The sequence below is a fragment of the Candidatus Nitrosotenuis cloacae genome (assembly GCF_000955905.1).
In the GTDB taxonomy this organism is placed as follows: domain Archaea; phylum Thermoproteota; class Nitrososphaeria; order Nitrososphaerales; family Nitrosopumilaceae; genus Nitrosotenuis; species Nitrosotenuis cloacae.
Window position 1 is genome coordinate 876,482 of record NZ_CP011097.1, and the last position, 15,765, is coordinate 892,246.

Genomic DNA, 15,765 nt, shown 5'->3' on the forward strand with positions numbered 1-15,765 from the left:
TCACGTCACAGACAGGGCATTTTGCACGCCTGCCCTTGTATGCATCATCATAATACTGGACTACCTCCACGTTACAGTTTGAGCATAATATCTTGCTTAGTGCCATTTTCAACAAAAAGTAGGGTGATTTTGTATTTAAGAGATTGGTACAAAACAACGGTGCAGAGCATTAGGATTTTTAGGCTCAAAAGACGACCAAGTTTGTGCGCCTAGGCAGCAAGACTACGGACGAGTTTTTAGGAACTTTGGGACAAAGATCAGACAAAATAAGCCAGTTATTCCAGAGAGAGATAGAAAGGTTGACCAAGCCAATTCCCATCAAGGTAATGCTTGGCGACACCACAGTAACTGACCAAAACACGTTTGATCCCGATTCGATTGGAAAATTATACAACACCATACTACACCAGAACAAAAACTGGAAGGTAGAGGGAATCACATCCACTGCCGATGAGGACCTGCGTCGAATCTTTGTAAAGCTGGAATGTCAGGTTGGAAACTACATCTTGTTGTGGCACTTGGCGTTACAGTATCACGCACTATTATATTACAAGCCGGATATCAAAGTTGCCCAAATCCAAAAAGAGCTTGCCGACATTATGGATAATACCATAAACAAGGAAAAAGAGCTTGCCGATCTGACAGATTCCATGATAAAGGAAAGACTGGAGACAATGGGTCACAAGGAATTAGACGAACAAAAGCTCTTTGAGGTGTTATTCAATGACGACAAGCTCCGAGAGGAGGTAGTACAAGAGACGGAAAAAAAGACAGATTATGATTTTAGGGCAAAGGATCAAAGAAAAAAAGAACTTTTCAAAGAACTGGACAATCTCCTAATTGAGGCATATACCACAACATCGGTTCTAATTGATGAGAATAGACTGGTAACTGGCGAGGAAGGCTGTGTTTGCACAGTAGATTTGGATTTTCTGAAAAACAAAACCAAAGAGGCAATTTTTGATCCAAAGAGAATCTCAGATAACACAAAACAAGAAATCATCAAAACTTTGGATGATGTCATAAAATCTCTAAGCAATTGAGAAATTTTATATCACAGACACGCCAATCAAAACAAAAAGCCAAAGGAACAATGAACTAAATTACTCTAGTTCAAGGGGAGAACGTTCCTTTGACTAACTATGTACGATCATCGTTAATATATTTAAGATCTATGTGCAATTTTGTGCCTAGTTCACCATAGATGATTTTTGCAATTAGTCAAGAAAGTGCACACGAAATTAAATATACCAAGGAGCAGGCGAGCTAGTCTAATGATTCCTCGATACGACGACATTGTAAAGATTAGAAATTCTTATGGAAACATAATTCGAAAGACACCTCTGTATTATTCTGAGACATTTAGCAAAATGTCCGGCTCTAAGGTGTATCTAAAGGCAGAGTTTGCGCAAAAAACTGGCTCGTTTAAGCTTCGGGGGGCATATGCAAAGATAAGATCACTATCACCTGAGGAAAAAAAGCACGGAGTGATTGCAGCATCTGCAGGAAACCATGCACAGGGAGTAGCATATGCATCAAAGCTAGAAAAAATTCCTTGTACCATAGTAATGCCACTTACCGCATCACCTGCTAAAGTAGCTGCCACCAGAGGATATGGTGCCAATGTAATCTTGGATGGGATAAACTATGATGAGTCATGGGCAAAGGCTCAGCAGATATCAAAAAAGACAGGTGCCAAAATAATTCACGCGTTTGATGATCCACATATCATAGCTGCAAATGGCGCAATAGGGCTAGAGATATTAGAAGACCTGCCAGATGTTGATGAGATCTACGTTCCAATAGGGGGTGGTGGATTAGCTGCTGGAATCTGTGTTGCCGTGAAGAGTAAAAGACCAAACATCAAAGTTATTGGCGTAGAGTCAAAGGCATTTCCTGCAATGAAGGACTCTATCAAAGCAAAAAGACTCCAAGCAGTAAAGGGTGGTCGAACAATAGCTGATGGAATCGCAGTCAAGATGCCAGGAAAAAATACATTCAGAATAATCAATGATATGATTGACGATATCGTAACAGTGGATGATACCCAAATAGTAAAAGCAATGTTTTTGCTAATGGAGCGTGCAAAGACGGTAGTAGAGCCGGCAGGCGCCGTAGCGTTGGCATATTTGCTAAATTCCAGACAGGCGCCAAACAAAAAAGTCGTACCAATTTTGGGTGGTGGAAACGTCGACATGTATCTGCTAGGCCAAATTGTATCAAAGGGACTGGCAGCCATGAGTAGAATGGTCAAGATCTTTATCCTGCTCAAGGACAAGCCAGGTGCACTAAAGGAGGTAGTAGACGAGATTGCCTCACTATCAGTAAACATTGTTGAGGTGGTCCATGACAGGTTGAGCTCGGAAATCGATGCAGGTACTGCGGGAGTCACACTAAGTCTTGAGATGGAAGGACGTGAGCATGCACAGAAACTGATTGCTCATCTAAAATCAAGGAACATTCAATTCAAGATACTTACTTGAATTTTTTTTGAACAAATTTACTCAGTCCGTTCTTTTTTAGATCATCTGACTCTGCCAGTACTGATTGGTGTTGTTTTTCTTTGAATCTTTTCAGTTTTGATTTTAGTTCTGTGAATTCAGCTGCCAGAATCTTTGCAGCATATAGTCCTGCGTTTGCTGCCTTGTTGACACCAACAGTTGCAACAGGTGAGCCATTTGGCATCTCTACTATTGATAGTAATGAGTCCATTCCTCCAAATGCAGAAAACTTGAATTCTGATTTTTTATCGGACTTGTCATTGTATACCATGATTGGAACTCCAATCACTGGGATTATGGTGTGAGATGCAATCATCCCAGGCAGATGGGCTGACCCCCCAGCTCCTGCAATTATCACTCGGAATTGGTTTTTTTCTGCATGCTTTGCATATTCTTCTAGTCTGGTAGGGGTGCGATGAGCGGATACTATTTGATCCTCATGAATAATACCAAAATCATCCAAAATTTTTGCGGCATTGTGCATTATCTTGCTATCAGAGCTAGAACCCATGATTATACCAACAAGTGGCTTTTTTGGCAACATTATTTGTGAAAACAAGTGCGCTGCTTTTAACAATATTGATTCGACGTAACTATTTTTAGTAGAACCACAACTTGATGAAATGATGGGGCAGATTCTTGGAATCATTGGTGGGGGTCAGCTTGGCATGATGCTAACCGAAGCAGCAAAAAAGATGTCAGAACATATCTCAGATGTCATAGTCTTGGATCCGACCCCAAATTGCTCTGCAGTTCAGGTAGGAGCAAAGCAGATCACAGCGGACTTTAAGGATGAAAGGGCGATTTTGGAGCTTGCATCAAAGGTCGACATTCTCACATATGAGATAGAATCTGGTAACAGTGAGGTCCTAAAAAGTGCCGAATCAAAAACAACAATCAATCCATCTCCTGAAACCCTTAGAATAATTCAGGACAAGTTTTTGCAAAAAACATTTCTTGCTAAAAACAATATTCCCGTAACAGATTTTGTTGAAATAAAATCCCTCAATGATCTTAAAGAAAAGATAAACCAGTTTGGCTATCCTGCACTCCTCAAGGCAAGACGAGATGCATATGATGGTAGGGGGAACTACAAAATAAGATCGCCAGATGAACTAGAAACAGCACACAATACATTTGCAGGAAAATCAATGATGCTGGAAAAGTTTGTCGATTTCAAAATGGAAGTATCAGTAATTGCGGCTCGTAACACCAAAGGACAGATTGCAACCTATCCAGTGGTAGAAAACATTCATGAGAATAACATATTAAAAATAACAATAGCTCCCGCCCGCGTATCAGAAGATATAGCAAAACAGGCAGAAAAAATAGCTCACAAGACCATGGACGTGTTGCATGGTGCAGGAGTGTTTGGAATAGAAATGTTTGTCACAAGGAATGATCATGTAATCATAAACGAGATTGCACCACGTGTGCACAATTCTGGTCATCACACCCTACAATCCAGCAAAACATCCCAGTTTGAGCAACACCTTCGAGCAATACTTGGATTGGATCTCGGAAACACGAAATTAGTTCATCCAACAATAATGTACAACATTTTGGGAACAGACGAGTTTTCCGGCAAATACAAAATCTCTGATCATAAAATAGAAAATCTATACTTGAAAATGTACGGCAAAGAGGAATCAAAACCACAAAGAAAGCTTGGACACTTTAATCTCGTTGACGAATCAGATACACTCGGAGTGGATGGATTGCTAAAATCGTTGAACTCGATAAAGAACCAAATAAAATTAATTAAAGCATAAGATGTGAATGCACGAAGTTTGACTAGTCCCTCTAAACAATGCGGCTCAAACTAATATACCAGAATCACCATACAACCCCATCGGGATGCAGGCAAGGGACGAGCTAATTACAATGCTAAAGCATTTTGATTTGGATGATATCGACGCAAATTTGTACGTCGGGTTATTGCAAATTGGGCCACTTTCTGTTGGAAACCTGGCCGCAAAACTGGACATCGAACGAGGAAAGGCATATCGTTCATTGGAAAAATTACGTAGCCTTGGCCTAATCACCACAACCATGACAAACCCGATCATCTGCAAACCAGTTGAGCCACAAGAAGGCTTAACAAACATCATACAAAGAAAGGAAAACGAGTTCATCACAATGCAAAAGCTGGCAGCAAAGCTATCAGATGATCTCAGAGATGTCACCAGAAAACACCAGCCGATGGAAGCTGCAACTGTATCAGTAGTACAGGGGCGACACAACATCTATTCCAGGATTGGAAAACTATTCTCAGAGTCAGAATCCGTTGTTTACATGATCACTACGGGAAAAGACTTGATTCGAATGTATCACACATCTATTCCAGAAAAGATAAGAATCTGCAAGGCAAATGGTGGACAAATCAGAATTGTGACTGATGCCGATGAGCCAGATACATTATCCCTAGTCAACAAGCTTGGTGCATCAGAGATAAGAATCGGCAAACTACCATCCAAATCTCGAATGATAGTAGAGGAGGGAAAACATCTCATCATGTCAGGAGGGATTAACGAGTCCATGGACATGAATGATGATGGAGATTCCGTATTAGACAGCAATTCTATCGAAATGGTTGAGAACATGTATAGTCTTTGTGAGCATTTGTGGAAAAAATCCAAATCTGCAGAGCCGATGAAAAAATTAGCAAAATAATTTTTACAAAGTTCAATGTTTAGGCAAAAAATGCAAGCTTGGCATTAAATAAATTCAAAAAGAAATCACAAAATGATGTTGGATCTAGCCTCACTTGATGGAATAAGAGTAGTATTGGCACTAGCTATGCTAGGCATCGCATGTGCATCCGATGTGAAAAAGCGTGAAATTAATGACATCATCTGGATTATCTTTGGGGCAATTGCCGCATGTTTGATTCCATTTAGTGGCGACATTACAGAAGAGCTGCTCAAAATAGGCATAGCCATGATTGTGGCTCCAATTGTCATCATAATATGGCGATTTGGGTTATTTGGCGGAGCTGATGCATTTGCATTAATCGTACTAGCAGCCTTGACACCAAACTTTTCTCTAGCCCACGGTACGATAACGCCATTTACTGCTCTGACAAATGCCGTATTACTATCAATCATACCAATGCTAGTCAACGTAATTAGGAATTCGATTCTGCTTGCCAGAAAACAAGACATCTTTGAGGGGTTTAATGAAACAAAAAAGAAGAAAATAATTGCAATGTTCGTAGGATACAGAGCTGCAAACCCCAAATTTGGATTCTCAATTGAGCAAAAACAAGGAAAATACAAAAAGCTAAACCTATCACTGCAGCACGCAGAGTATGCAGAGTTTTGCACCAAAAAAGACACTTGGATAACACCTGGCATTCCGTACATGCTGTTTATTACGGCAGGCTTTGTCTTGCAGTTAGTCTATGGCGATGTAATATTTAGTGCATTTAATGCATTTTTGCACGCATAATGCCAAAATAAAAAATTTGTTTGTTTGATAATTACAAACACAAGGTAATACCGATTACTGAAAAAGATCACTCACATAGGACATGGCACAGACTAGTGATTTTGAAAAATTTGGAGGACTGACAGGAAAAACTCTAGATGATCTTGGGCATGCAAAGCACGAATTAGAAGAGCGTGAGGTCCAAATACGTGATCTTGCAATGCAATCAAGCGCAAGATTCAATGAACTAATGAATGTAAATTCCGAGCTAAAGGGAAAAATAGAATTTCTGCAGGATCTAGCAACAAATCTCAGTGTTAGAAACGAGGAGTTAGAGCGGAAAAACAGAGACCTTGAAATCCAAAAGGCAGAAAATACCAAATTAGAATCAGACCTAAGACGAAATCTGGAAAAAGTGGTCCTAAAAGAAAAGGAAATCGAGCTACAGCGTGATCATTTGGAGAGACAGGTAAATGAAAAGACGGGTGAGCTGATCAAGTCACAAAAGCTGGCAATAATTGGAGAGTTGGCATCAAGAATGGCACATGATCTTAGAAACCCATTATCTACTATCAAAAATGTTGTGGAACTAATGGAAAACAAGCAAAAACTTCGAATCGAAGAAAAAATTATTTACTATGGAAAATTACATCGCGCAATAGACAGAATATCTCACCAAGTGGATGACGTATTAGAATATGGCAAGGCAAGCCAGTTAAACTTGCAGTCTGCAAACATTACAAACATCATCAGACAGATCATATCGGATAGCAACATACCAAAAGACGTCAAGATAAACGTCGACAATGTAGACCTTAGAATGAATGTCGATGTCAGAAAGATAGAGGCAGTAATCACCAATTTGATAATCAATGCAACACAGGCAATGGATGGTAAAGGAACCATCAATGTGAGGCTTTTGGATAATGGCTCTAACGCAATATTTGCGGTTGAAGATTCTGGTTCTGGAATAAATCCTCAGGATTTGCCAAAAATATTTGAACCATTATTTACTACAAAGCAGACTGGAACAGGACTTGGCTTGTCAATTTGCAAAAAGATAATCGAGCAACACGGCGGAAACATTACCGCAAAAAACAATCCAACCACATTCATAGTTCGACTGCCAAAGAATTTTAGCGTTCAAACATGAGAATTTAGGCAGAAATTACATGTGCCGCTGGTGTTTACCAGTATAGCAAATCTATCCTTGCTAAATGTGACATGGAATGATTTGAGCTTGCTTTTATAGAGAAAGTTCTTTTTACCATTTTCCGCAATGTGTCCAGATATTCGAATCAGGTTTTCTTCCAACAAATGGTGGATTTTACGATATACCGTAGTCAGTGGAATCTTTGTTTCCCCACTTATTTGCAGGGCGGACTTGGGAGTCTCCATCATGGTAGACAAAATAATTCGAGTGTAGTTGTCTGAGAATACTTCTAGTGCCTTTTGCTTTTGCTCGTCCTGATCTATTACTATTTCACGCAATCCGTCAGTTGACACTTACAGTCATCATACCATACAACAAAATTACTATTAAACATACACCCAGATCACATCAGTACAATTTATTAATTAATTAAAATGGCCCAACAAACATGGCACTAAAAATCGCCCTAGTCATCACAGCAATCTCAATAGCATTGCTTGCGATTTACGGAGCAGATGCTGCAGTGAGCCAAGGAGCGGACCAAGGATTTTTGCCACTTGATCACAAAATTCGTGGTATGGGATTGGGCGGTCCTGCGATGATTTTGCCAATAATTGCGTTTTTCATTTCACGAAAACACTCATCAAAACCACTAGGTGTGATGCTTTTGGTAACAGGTGCAATGATCATAGTAGGAGGCGCGGCATTTTTGTCAATGCCACCATCTGAGCAGCCAAGAAACGCAATGGCCGAAGCTGGGCCATTGTTTGTAGTCGGAGCATTCCAAATAGCACTAGGTGCACTAAAGATTAGAAAATGAATACATGCATCAAGTGCAACAAAGAAACTACAAAAACATACGACTGCACCCATACAAACGATGAACAATATTGCGTAGAGTGTTATACTGAGCTGCACTATTACCTAACAGAACAATGAATGAACTCCAAGTACTAATCCAGTGGGTAAGCTCCCTAGTATCAGAATATCTCTATTTGGGAATCTTTGTAGCGGCCATAATAGAAACAGTGTTTCCACCAATACCCACTGCCGCAATCTTTCCATTTGCAGGTTATTTTGCATCACAAAGCGGCATGAGTCTGCTTGAGGTGCTAGGACTTGGCATGGCTGGGGGAATTGGTGCAACAATTGGCTCGACTGTGATTTACTTAATCTGCATCAAGCTTGGACGAGTTGCCATGTTGCGCTATCTCAGATATGTCAAAATCTCAGAGCAAAAGCTAGTAAAAATAGAAAAATGGTTTGAAAAGCACGGAGACAAGGCAGTCTTTTTGGGAAGAATGGTGCCTGTTCTAAGAGAAATGATCTCAATCCCTGCAGGGCTACTTGGAATGAAGCCGCTCAAGTTTGTAGTTTACACATTTTGTGGCTCATGTGTTTGGAGCATAGCACTCACACTTGTCGGCTATTATTTTGGACAGGTAACGCTTGGAATAATCTAAGACCAGACATAGATTTTAAAGCCCAAAACCAAATCAAAGAATCATTGCAAGCAATTATTCTAGCAGGAGGCCTTGGCAGTAGACTAAAACCAATCACAGACTATGTCCCAAAACCACTAATCCCAATTAACAACATTCCTCTAATCGAATACCAAATAAAACAATTAAAAAAATTTAGAGTAAACCAGTTTGTGATTTGTACCGGTTACAAGACTGACCAAATTCAAAATTATCTAGAACACAAAAAAAACTTTGACTCCAAAATACTATACTCAATAGAAAAGACACCTCTTGGAACAGGCGGCGCAATAAAAAAGGCTGCAAAACTGATCAAAGACAAGTCATTCTTGGTGCTAAACGGCGATATCATTAGTACGATTGATGTTCAAAAATTATACCCGCACAAAAATTCTATCGCACTAGTTGAGCTGAGAACCAAGTTTGGCACAGTAGAGTTGGATGACTCCATGATAACCAGATTCCAAGAAAAAAAGCCATTGACCAACATATGGATGAATTCCGGGATTTATCACCTCAGTAAAGACATCATACCACACTTGCCATCAAAGGGCGCAATCGAGGATACTACATTCCGCAAATTCGCAAAAGAAGGTAAGCTAGTAGGAATTAGATTCAAAAATGCATTTTGGCATTCGATCGACTCCCACAAGGATCTGGATGACTGCTCCAAGGCACTAAAAGGCAAAAAGTTGTGATCACATAATGAAATTATCGTACAGTCTTGGTTCGCTTTTATCAGTAAACGAGGTACTACAGTGTGCAGGAAAAACAGCAAAAGCAAAGCCAGACACAGTGTGGATTCCAGAGACATGGGGCATGGAAAACTTTGCAATGCTCAGCGCCATATCATCAAGAACCAAATCAAAGATTGGCTCATCAATTATCAACATTTACTCGCGCAGTCCATCATTGATTGCAATGGGTGCTGCGACCATAGACAGCATATCTAACCAGAGACTGATTCTAGGACTTGGAACAAGCAGTGTACCAATCATCCAGGGGCTACACGGATACGCATTTGAGAGACCACTACAGCGAATGAAGGAAACAGTGGAGATAGTTAGATTGGCACTGTCTGGAAAGAAAATAGACTATTCAGGGCAGATATTTTCCCTCAAGGGATTCACATTATTAATCAAACCCCCACGCCCAGCCATTCCAATTTACATTGCGGCAATAAACCAGAAAATGACTGAGCTAACCTGGAGAATTGCAGATGGAGTCATATTTTATCTGAGGCCAATCTCTGAGATGAAAAGCACCATATCAAAGATGCAGAAAAAAAGAACAATCGATGTTGCGTGTCAGCTGATCAGTAGCGTATCAGAGAACGGAGAGCAAGCAAAGGAGCGAGTCCGCAAGACATTGGCATTTTACATCTCTGTTGGGGAAATATATCGCAAATTTTTGGCAGAAAACGGATTCAAAAAAGAAACGGACAACATTTATGGAGAATACCAAAAATCAGGATTCAAATCAAATCACGAGCTGGTATCAGACCACATGTTAGAATCTCTAACCATATCAGGCACCCCACAAGAATGCAAAAAACAATTAAAAAAATTCTACAATGCCGGAATCACGCATCCAATAATGCAGTTCAACCCAATTGATGATGTAGGAAAGTCATTTGATCTATTCACAAAAACATTCAGTGATGTATGATGAGAGTAGCAGTTGCTGGATATTCCACGACCAAGTTTTCATTGGATCATTCCCCAATTGAGAACCTGTTGTTTTCAGCAACAAAGCAGATATTCCAAAACACAAAAAACATATCACAAAAAGACATTGATGCAGTCTTGGTATCAACCAATGACACTAAAAGATATCTTGCACCTATAGTGTCCGAGCTTGCAGGGATTACGCCAAAAATCTCACACAGCATAGAGAGCATGTGCAACTCCGGAACAAATGCGATTGTGTCTGGATTTTCCTACATTTCGTCTGGAATGGCAGATGTTGTACTGGTAGTAGGCGCCGAGCAAGCAGAAAATCCAGGACAAGTTCTAGATTGGGATGCATCGCGCGGTGAGTTTCAGCACCCAATATTTTGGGGAACAATGTTTACCAAGGCACACAAAAGAAAGCACCGAACCACGGATGAAGACTTGGCATATGTTTCTGCGCTAAACCACAAAAATGCCCAAGACAATCCAGTATCGTATAATTCAAAAAAATACACCATAGAAGATGTGATGAACTCTAAAAAACTGACAGATGATCTAAGAGTGCTTGATTGCTCACGCTCTTGTTATGGAAGCTCGGCAGTGTTACTAGCATCGGAAAAAGTGGCAAAAAAATACACCGACACACCAGTATGGATTGAGGGAATCGGCCAAAAGACGACATCGGCTAGTTTTACAAAAAATGACCTCACCAGATTGGATTCCACAAGTGATGCTGCATCACAGGCATATTCCATGGCAAAGATTACGCCTGATCAAATAGATGTAGCAGAGATTCATGATGCATTTTCCGTTTGCGAATTAATGATACTGGAGGACTTGGAAATCACACAAAAAGGGCAGGCAGCAAAGATGGTCCGCGAATCATACCAGACAAACAATAAGAAAATCAATCCGAGGGGAGGCTTGATTGGGTCTGGCCATCCACTTGGTGCAACAGGACTGGCACAAATATCAGAGATTGCATCGCAGTTAACAGGAAACAGCTCAAAAAGACAAGTAGAAAACGCCAGAATAGGCCTAATCCAGAACATGTCAGCAGCTGCCACATCATCCACAGTACTGGTAATGAGACAATGAGTTTTGAATCAGAGCTAAAAAAGGGAAGATTCGCCGTAGGCCAATGTACAAAATGTAACAGGGTGAGCTGGCCACCAAGTGAGTCATGCAATAATTGTTTTGGCGAGATGGTCCAAAGACCAGTAAAAGAACCCGGAACCATAATAGAATGCTCTGCAATAGATGGTAAGGCATTTGCGATGGCAGAATTTGAGGGCGTGATCAGAATTCTTGGCTCCATTCCAGAGAAAAACCTAGAACCAGGACATAAAGTCAAAATCACCAGATGTGGCTTTGATCAGACCCCAAAATTCACGTTTGCTCTGATATAGTCACATTTGCAAGACCAAATGCTTGATAATACAATAACCTCGTCTTTGAATATCTAATCTAACTAAGAGAGACTGTTGTCAAATATCGTAAAACTAAAGGTGTCAATACCAAAGAAAAAGGATAATGTCAAGATAGCAAGGACCAGACGCCAGCGGGGATATCACTGGGAGGATACTCTGGTAAAAAGATTCAACGCACTGGATGGCTGGAAAGGCTTTCGGTTAGGCTCGCCAAGTGTCGCATTGCCCGATATTTTGGCAGTAAGCACAAAGAACAGTACCATTTTTACAATCGAGGCAAAATCAGGCACCACAAACTCACTTGTGGTGCCATATGATCAGATAATTCGATGTCTCAAGTGGGTGGACAATTTTGAGCTGTATCAAACAAGAGAGGTCATTTTTGCATTCAAGTTTCTATCAAAGAAAAGGATTGGTCTGGGAGAATATGAGAAAAGGGAGCTGCGAGAATACTACAAAATCTGGGACAGGACAAAGCAGATTACAGATTTTGCCTGCAACTATGATGGAACAACTCACTCCATAATAGAGGCAAAGCGCCAAAGACTAGATCTTAGAGACTACACCATGCCGTTTGTGAGCAAAAATATCAAAACCATGCAAGAATTCTAGTGGCAAAACCTGGAATTTAGAATAACTCTTTAATTATGGAATCACTATTGTACCATCATGAGCTTTGAGGAGTTTGTGGACGAGCGAGTGCTTGTAAGCCATAATGTGTTTGGTGATAAGGAAATGAAAATAAAGATACTAGAAGTATCTGATGAGCACCCACCAGTACAATGGAAGTTTGGAAACAGAGTCAAGGTAAACAAGATCCTAGTTACCATAAAGCACCTCAACACACAACAAGTCGAGGAAGGCGAGTTTGATATTGATTCAATTGAAAAAGAGCTCAGAGAGAGAAGCCATTACACATCTACCAATCGATGGGTATCAGTCAATGACATCAAAAATGGCTATGTGGTAAATTCAAAACACGTGAATTTGATTTCAGATGCCGCAGCTCTGGAATATATCGCATTTTGAGTTAGTAACAGATTTTTTGTATGATTAATTAGAACAATTTAAGAATCTACTAAAGATAATTCAATGATCTCCAAACTACTATATCGAATCAATCTTGGATTGGTGTTATTTTTAGGGATTGGTTGGTTTTTGTTTTACTGGTTTACACTGACCGAAGACATTACCAAAATGCCGCGTGCAATGACTCTGAATTATGTCATCTTCGGATTGAATGTTTTGTTTGTAACCAGTCTTGTCTTGTTGCCCATTTCCTATAGGAGAAGAAAATGAAAAAGCCCAAGTCACAAAGAACTCCACTCGTAACAGTAAACTATAAGAAAGTACTCTAAAATCATCAGATCATGTCATCAAAGGAAATCTCAATCTCAGGCACAGATTACACCATCACACTCACCGACCAGCTGGTAAACCAAGTAAACAACCTAAAATCACTATACAGTGCAGCCTATGAGGATCCAGAAAGCTTTGAGCAGGTAAGCTCAGAAATCTCGGCTGCCATAAACGAGATTGCAGCCCAAGCAGAGCCACCAGTCACAGATGATGACCTGGATGGATTCATCCAAGAGATAATCAAGGTAGTGGACAAAAAGGCAGAAGAGATCAAAGAGGTCCTAGAAGGAAAACCTACGAGTAAGCCAAAAAAAGAAGCAAAACATGCCAAGGCCTCAAAATCAAAAAAATAATATCATTTTAGCAACAAATCAGCAAAAAATATGCAGTTTTAGTTATATTCCACTTTGCATTAATGATTCTCATGCAAACGCATTGCGAATGTGGAATATGTGGGCATTATGAGGAAAGCGAATGCCTCAAAAAAGAATGCAAGTGCTGTATCAATTTCCATGTTCGTTCGGGTACAAAAAAATCCAATTAAAATATTACAACGCCAATTATCCGTGTGACAAAAATCCAGACATTAGATGAGTTTAAAAAAATCAAGAATGTCGAGTTTGGACTGATCGTAGTATGTAATAAAACCAACACCTTGCACCAAAGCAATTGCCAAACCCTAAAGGACGAAGATTTTACAAAATCCGAGTATTATTGGTTTGCCACAATATCTCTGGCAGAGAAATCATTTGATGTTATGGTGTGTGATTCCTGCAAGCCAGAACAATCAATTGTTTTTGTGGCAACTACAGTTTTTTGACCAGTGCCTAGAGCAGCCAAAGATTTTGTGATCAGGACACCCACAAATGACGCATTTTTTGTCCGACATTTTTATTCTCGTATGATGGATTTGATGTGCGCCATTAAATTCTTCTCATCTAGTGAGCCAATTATTGATAATCGTAAATTCTTGAGTCGCATTGGATCATCTGCATACAATTGCGACATCGTGTCCATTTCCCTGAAAAACTCGTTATTTTCCAGATAGGAGTACATTGGTGACAAAATATGCTGATATTCAGATTCCTCCTTGTTTGTCTCTAGCTTTGATACTAGTGCCGAAAACAGTCCGGTTACTTTGGCAATCTCGCGTCGGATTATCTCCAGATCACCCGGTTTGTCCCGCAGATTCTCCAGTAATGTGTATGAGTCATCTACTTGCTTTAGTACGCCCTTGAGGTACTGCTCAAATGTCACCATTTTCTTTTTGTGCTAATACACCATTGAAAAAGCTTAGTCTAGTTTTTGATTCCAAAACATTGACTATTCAAATTTAAACTAGTGATACAGATGAAAACCATATTGAAAGATAATGCTTACCTAAAATGCATAGACCCAAGCTGTGGACTAGAATATCCAATTAATTCAAGAAACATCGAATGCGAGCGAGGCCATTTACTTGATGTAAAATACAAAAACACACCCTCGCCAGAACTAAAGGAATTATTCTCAAACAGACGAAACCCGCAAGGCAACATCTTTAATGAAAGCGGAGTCTGGCGATTCCGAGAGCTGCTAAACTTTTGCCAAATAGAAACTGGAAACAGAGATGAATGCTCCAAGTATTTGGTCTCGCTTGATGGTGCAGAAGGCAGACAGTCCAAGCCATACCAAATGTCAAAAGTAGCAGACTTTATCGGTATGAGCCACGATAATTTATGGCTCCAACCGGAAGGATACAACCCGAGTGGCTCATTCAAAGATAATGGCATGTCCACTGCCGTAACCCATGCAAAGCTGATTGGTGCAAAAAGAATCATCTGTGCATCAACCGGAAATACATCAGCCGCAGCTGCAATGTATGCAGCAAATGAGAGCATGGAGTGTGATGTGTATATTCCGGCAGGCCAGATTGCCCCAGGCAAACTATCACAAGCATATCAGTTTGGAGCGCAAATAGTTCAGGTCCAGGGAAATTTCGATGATGCACTGGCAAAATCACTCGATGATGCAAAGAATCACGACGGCTATACAGTAAATTCGGTTAATCCATTTAGGATAGAGGGCCAAAAAACAATCCCCTATCGTGCAATAGAATATCTAAACTGGAATCCACCAGACTGGATAGTATATCCGGGGGGTGCACTGGGAAACATTTCCAGCTGTGGCAAAGCACTAATGGAGCTATACGAGTGGGGTTGGATTAAAAAAATCCCAAGAATTGCGGTGATAAACTCCGAGGGCGCAAGCACACTGTATGATCTGTATAATGGTGGATTTGAGGGCCAAAAGCTCCGATGGAACAAGGGCAAGCCAGATACGGAGCTAATCAAAAAATACTATTCCCATTTGGACCAAAAAGGAATCAGGCCAAAAACAAAGGCAACTGCAATCCAAATCGGAAGGCCTGCAAACATACTCAAAGGACTGCGAGCACTAGAGTTCACCAATGGTATTGTAGAGAAGGTATCTGATTCCGAGATGCTAGATGGCATGTCAATAGTCGGACTAAACGGATTTGATTGTGAGATGGCATCTGGCGCATCACCTGCAGGAATCAAAAAGCTAGTAGAGCAGGAAATAATAAAAAAAGACGACGTCGTAGTTGGAATCCTAACCGGAAGACAAAAGGATTCCAGTCTGCCAGTTGACTATCATAACAATCCAGCAAATAGATTTGCAAACCCACCGAGGGACTAGTTAGGCACAAACCACACAATATTAGTTTATTAGCTCATT

At 40.3% G+C, this 15,765-nt stretch carries 21 protein-coding genes; 18 read left to right on the forward strand and 3 right to left on the reverse strand.

Annotated elements, in window-relative coordinates; translation table 11 throughout:
* Nucleotides 1-203 precede the first annotated feature (203 nt).
* The gene (locus SU86_RS04920; protein WP_048187858.1) at nucleotides 204-1,043 is read left to right on the forward strand and encodes a hypothetical protein; all 840 of its coding nucleotides are present in this window, start codon (nucleotides 204-206) and stop codon (nucleotides 1,041-1,043) included.
* Between the two features lie 231 nt (nucleotides 1,044-1,274).
* Nucleotides 1,275-2,483, forward strand: a complete 1,209-nt coding sequence (gene ilvA / locus SU86_RS04925; protein ID WP_048187860.1) for a threonine ammonia-lyase — start codon at nucleotides 1,275-1,277, stop codon at nucleotides 2,481-2,483.
* On the opposite strand, the gene purE is transcribed toward ilvA, so the two are convergent.
* Entirely contained in the window at nucleotides 2,476-3,048 is a 573-nt protein-coding gene (purE, locus tag SU86_RS04930; RefSeq protein WP_148550898.1) for a 5-(carboxyamino)imidazole ribonucleotide mutase, read from the reverse strand. The genes ilvA and purE overlap by 8 nt on opposite strands.
* A gap of 79 nt (nucleotides 3,049-3,127) precedes the next feature.
* Here purE and purK point away from each other — a divergent pair, with 79 nt between their 5' ends.
* From purK to SU86_RS04950, 4 genes are all read left to right on the forward strand, one after another.
* The gene (purK, locus tag SU86_RS04935; protein ID WP_048187862.1) at nucleotides 3,128-4,273 is read left to right on the forward strand and encodes a 5-(carboxyamino)imidazole ribonucleotide synthase; all 1,146 of its coding nucleotides are present in this window, start codon (nucleotides 3,128-3,130) and stop codon (nucleotides 4,271-4,273) included.
* 85 nt (nucleotides 4,274-4,358) lie between these two features.
* Nucleotides 4,359-5,174, forward strand: a complete 816-nt coding sequence (locus tag SU86_RS04940; RefSeq protein WP_048187863.1) for a TrmB family transcriptional regulator — start codon at nucleotides 4,359-4,361, stop codon at nucleotides 5,172-5,174.
* Between the two features lie 72 nt (nucleotides 5,175-5,246).
* A complete protein-coding gene (locus SU86_RS04945) occupies nucleotides 5,247-5,951 on the forward strand; it encodes an A24 family peptidase C-terminal domain-containing protein (protein ID WP_236687661.1) in 705 nt (234 codons plus the stop codon).
* 82 nt (nucleotides 5,952-6,033) lie between these two features.
* Nucleotides 6,034-7,083: a sensor histidine kinase gene (locus SU86_RS04950; RefSeq protein ID WP_052755525.1), complete on the forward strand. Its 1,050-nt coding sequence runs from the start codon at nucleotides 6,034-6,036 to the stop codon at nucleotides 7,081-7,083.
* On the opposite strand, the gene SU86_RS04955 is transcribed toward SU86_RS04950, so the two are convergent.
* Complete coding sequence (locus tag SU86_RS04955) at nucleotides 7,074-7,436, reverse strand: helix-turn-helix transcriptional regulator (protein WP_052755527.1); 363 nt, start codon at nucleotides 7,434-7,436, stop codon at nucleotides 7,074-7,076. The two genes, SU86_RS04950 and SU86_RS04955, sit on opposite strands and share 10 nt — an antisense overlap.
* 95 nt (nucleotides 7,437-7,531) lie before the next feature.
* Between SU86_RS04955 and SU86_RS04960 the strand changes: the two genes are divergently transcribed.
* The 11 genes from SU86_RS04960 (at nucleotide 7,532) to SU86_RS05010 (ending at nucleotide 13,846) form a co-directional block, all read left to right on the forward strand.
* Nucleotides 7,532-7,903, forward strand: coding sequence for a hypothetical protein (locus SU86_RS04960; RefSeq protein ID WP_048187867.1), 372 nt, complete (start codon nucleotides 7,532-7,534; stop codon nucleotides 7,901-7,903).
* 115 nt (nucleotides 7,904-8,018) lie between these two features.
* Nucleotides 8,019-8,546, forward strand: coding sequence for a DedA family protein (locus SU86_RS04965; RefSeq protein ID WP_048187869.1), 528 nt, complete (start codon nucleotides 8,019-8,021; stop codon nucleotides 8,544-8,546).
* 44 nt (nucleotides 8,547-8,590) lie between these two features.
* Nucleotides 8,591-9,262 (forward strand): nucleotidyltransferase family protein, encoded by a 672-nt coding sequence (locus SU86_RS04970; protein WP_048187871.1) that lies wholly within the window; start codon nucleotides 8,591-8,593, stop codon nucleotides 9,260-9,262.
* A 7-nt stretch (nucleotides 9,263-9,269) separates the two neighbouring features.
* Entirely contained in the window at nucleotides 9,270-10,232 is a 963-nt protein-coding gene (locus tag SU86_RS04975; RefSeq protein ID WP_048187873.1) for an LLM class flavin-dependent oxidoreductase, read from the forward strand.
* Nucleotides 10,232-11,335 (forward strand): thiolase family protein, encoded by a 1,104-nt coding sequence (locus SU86_RS04980; RefSeq protein WP_320408971.1) that lies wholly within the window; start codon nucleotides 10,232-10,234, stop codon nucleotides 11,333-11,335. The genes SU86_RS04975 and SU86_RS04980 overlap by 1 nt, the downstream gene beginning before the upstream one ends.
* On the forward strand, nucleotides 11,332-11,646 hold the full coding sequence (locus SU86_RS04985) for a Zn-ribbon domain-containing OB-fold protein (protein ID WP_048187877.1): 315 nt from the start codon (nucleotides 11,332-11,334) through the stop codon (nucleotides 11,644-11,646). The genes SU86_RS04980 and SU86_RS04985 overlap by 4 nt, the downstream gene beginning before the upstream one ends.
* 75 nt (nucleotides 11,647-11,721) lie before the next feature.
* On the forward strand, nucleotides 11,722-12,279 hold the full coding sequence (locus SU86_RS04990) for a PDDEXK family nuclease (protein ID WP_048187878.1): 558 nt from the start codon (nucleotides 11,722-11,724) through the stop codon (nucleotides 12,277-12,279).
* A gap of 57 nt (nucleotides 12,280-12,336) precedes the next feature.
* Nucleotides 12,337-12,696: a hypothetical protein gene (locus SU86_RS04995; RefSeq protein WP_048187880.1), complete on the forward strand. Its 360-nt coding sequence runs from the start codon at nucleotides 12,337-12,339 to the stop codon at nucleotides 12,694-12,696.
* Between the two features lie 63 nt (nucleotides 12,697-12,759).
* Nucleotides 12,760-12,966 carry a hypothetical protein gene (locus SU86_RS09600; protein ID WP_148550797.1) on the forward strand — a complete coding sequence of 69 codons (207 nt, stop codon included), beginning with the start codon at nucleotides 12,760-12,762 and terminating at the stop codon, nucleotides 12,964-12,966.
* Between the two features lie 71 nt (nucleotides 12,967-13,037).
* Nucleotides 13,038-13,379 (forward strand): hypothetical protein, encoded by a 342-nt coding sequence (locus tag SU86_RS05005; protein ID WP_048187886.1) that lies wholly within the window; start codon nucleotides 13,038-13,040, stop codon nucleotides 13,377-13,379.
* 215 nt (nucleotides 13,380-13,594) lie between these two features.
* Entirely contained in the window at nucleotides 13,595-13,846 is a 252-nt protein-coding gene (locus SU86_RS05010; RefSeq protein ID WP_048187888.1) for a hypothetical protein, read from the forward strand.
* Nucleotides 13,847-13,917: 71 nt separating this feature from the next.
* Here the strand turns inward: SU86_RS05010 and SU86_RS05015 are convergent, their stop codons facing one another.
* Complete coding sequence (locus SU86_RS05015) at nucleotides 13,918-14,286, reverse strand: hypothetical protein (RefSeq protein ID WP_048187889.1); 369 nt, start codon at nucleotides 14,284-14,286, stop codon at nucleotides 13,918-13,920.
* Between the two features lie 102 nt (nucleotides 14,287-14,388).
* Here SU86_RS05015 and SU86_RS05020 point away from each other — a divergent pair, with 102 nt between their 5' ends.
* Entirely contained in the window at nucleotides 14,389-15,726 is a 1,338-nt protein-coding gene (locus SU86_RS05020; RefSeq protein WP_048189233.1) for a threonine synthase, read from the forward strand.
* Nucleotides 15,727-15,765: the final 39 nt, after the last annotated feature.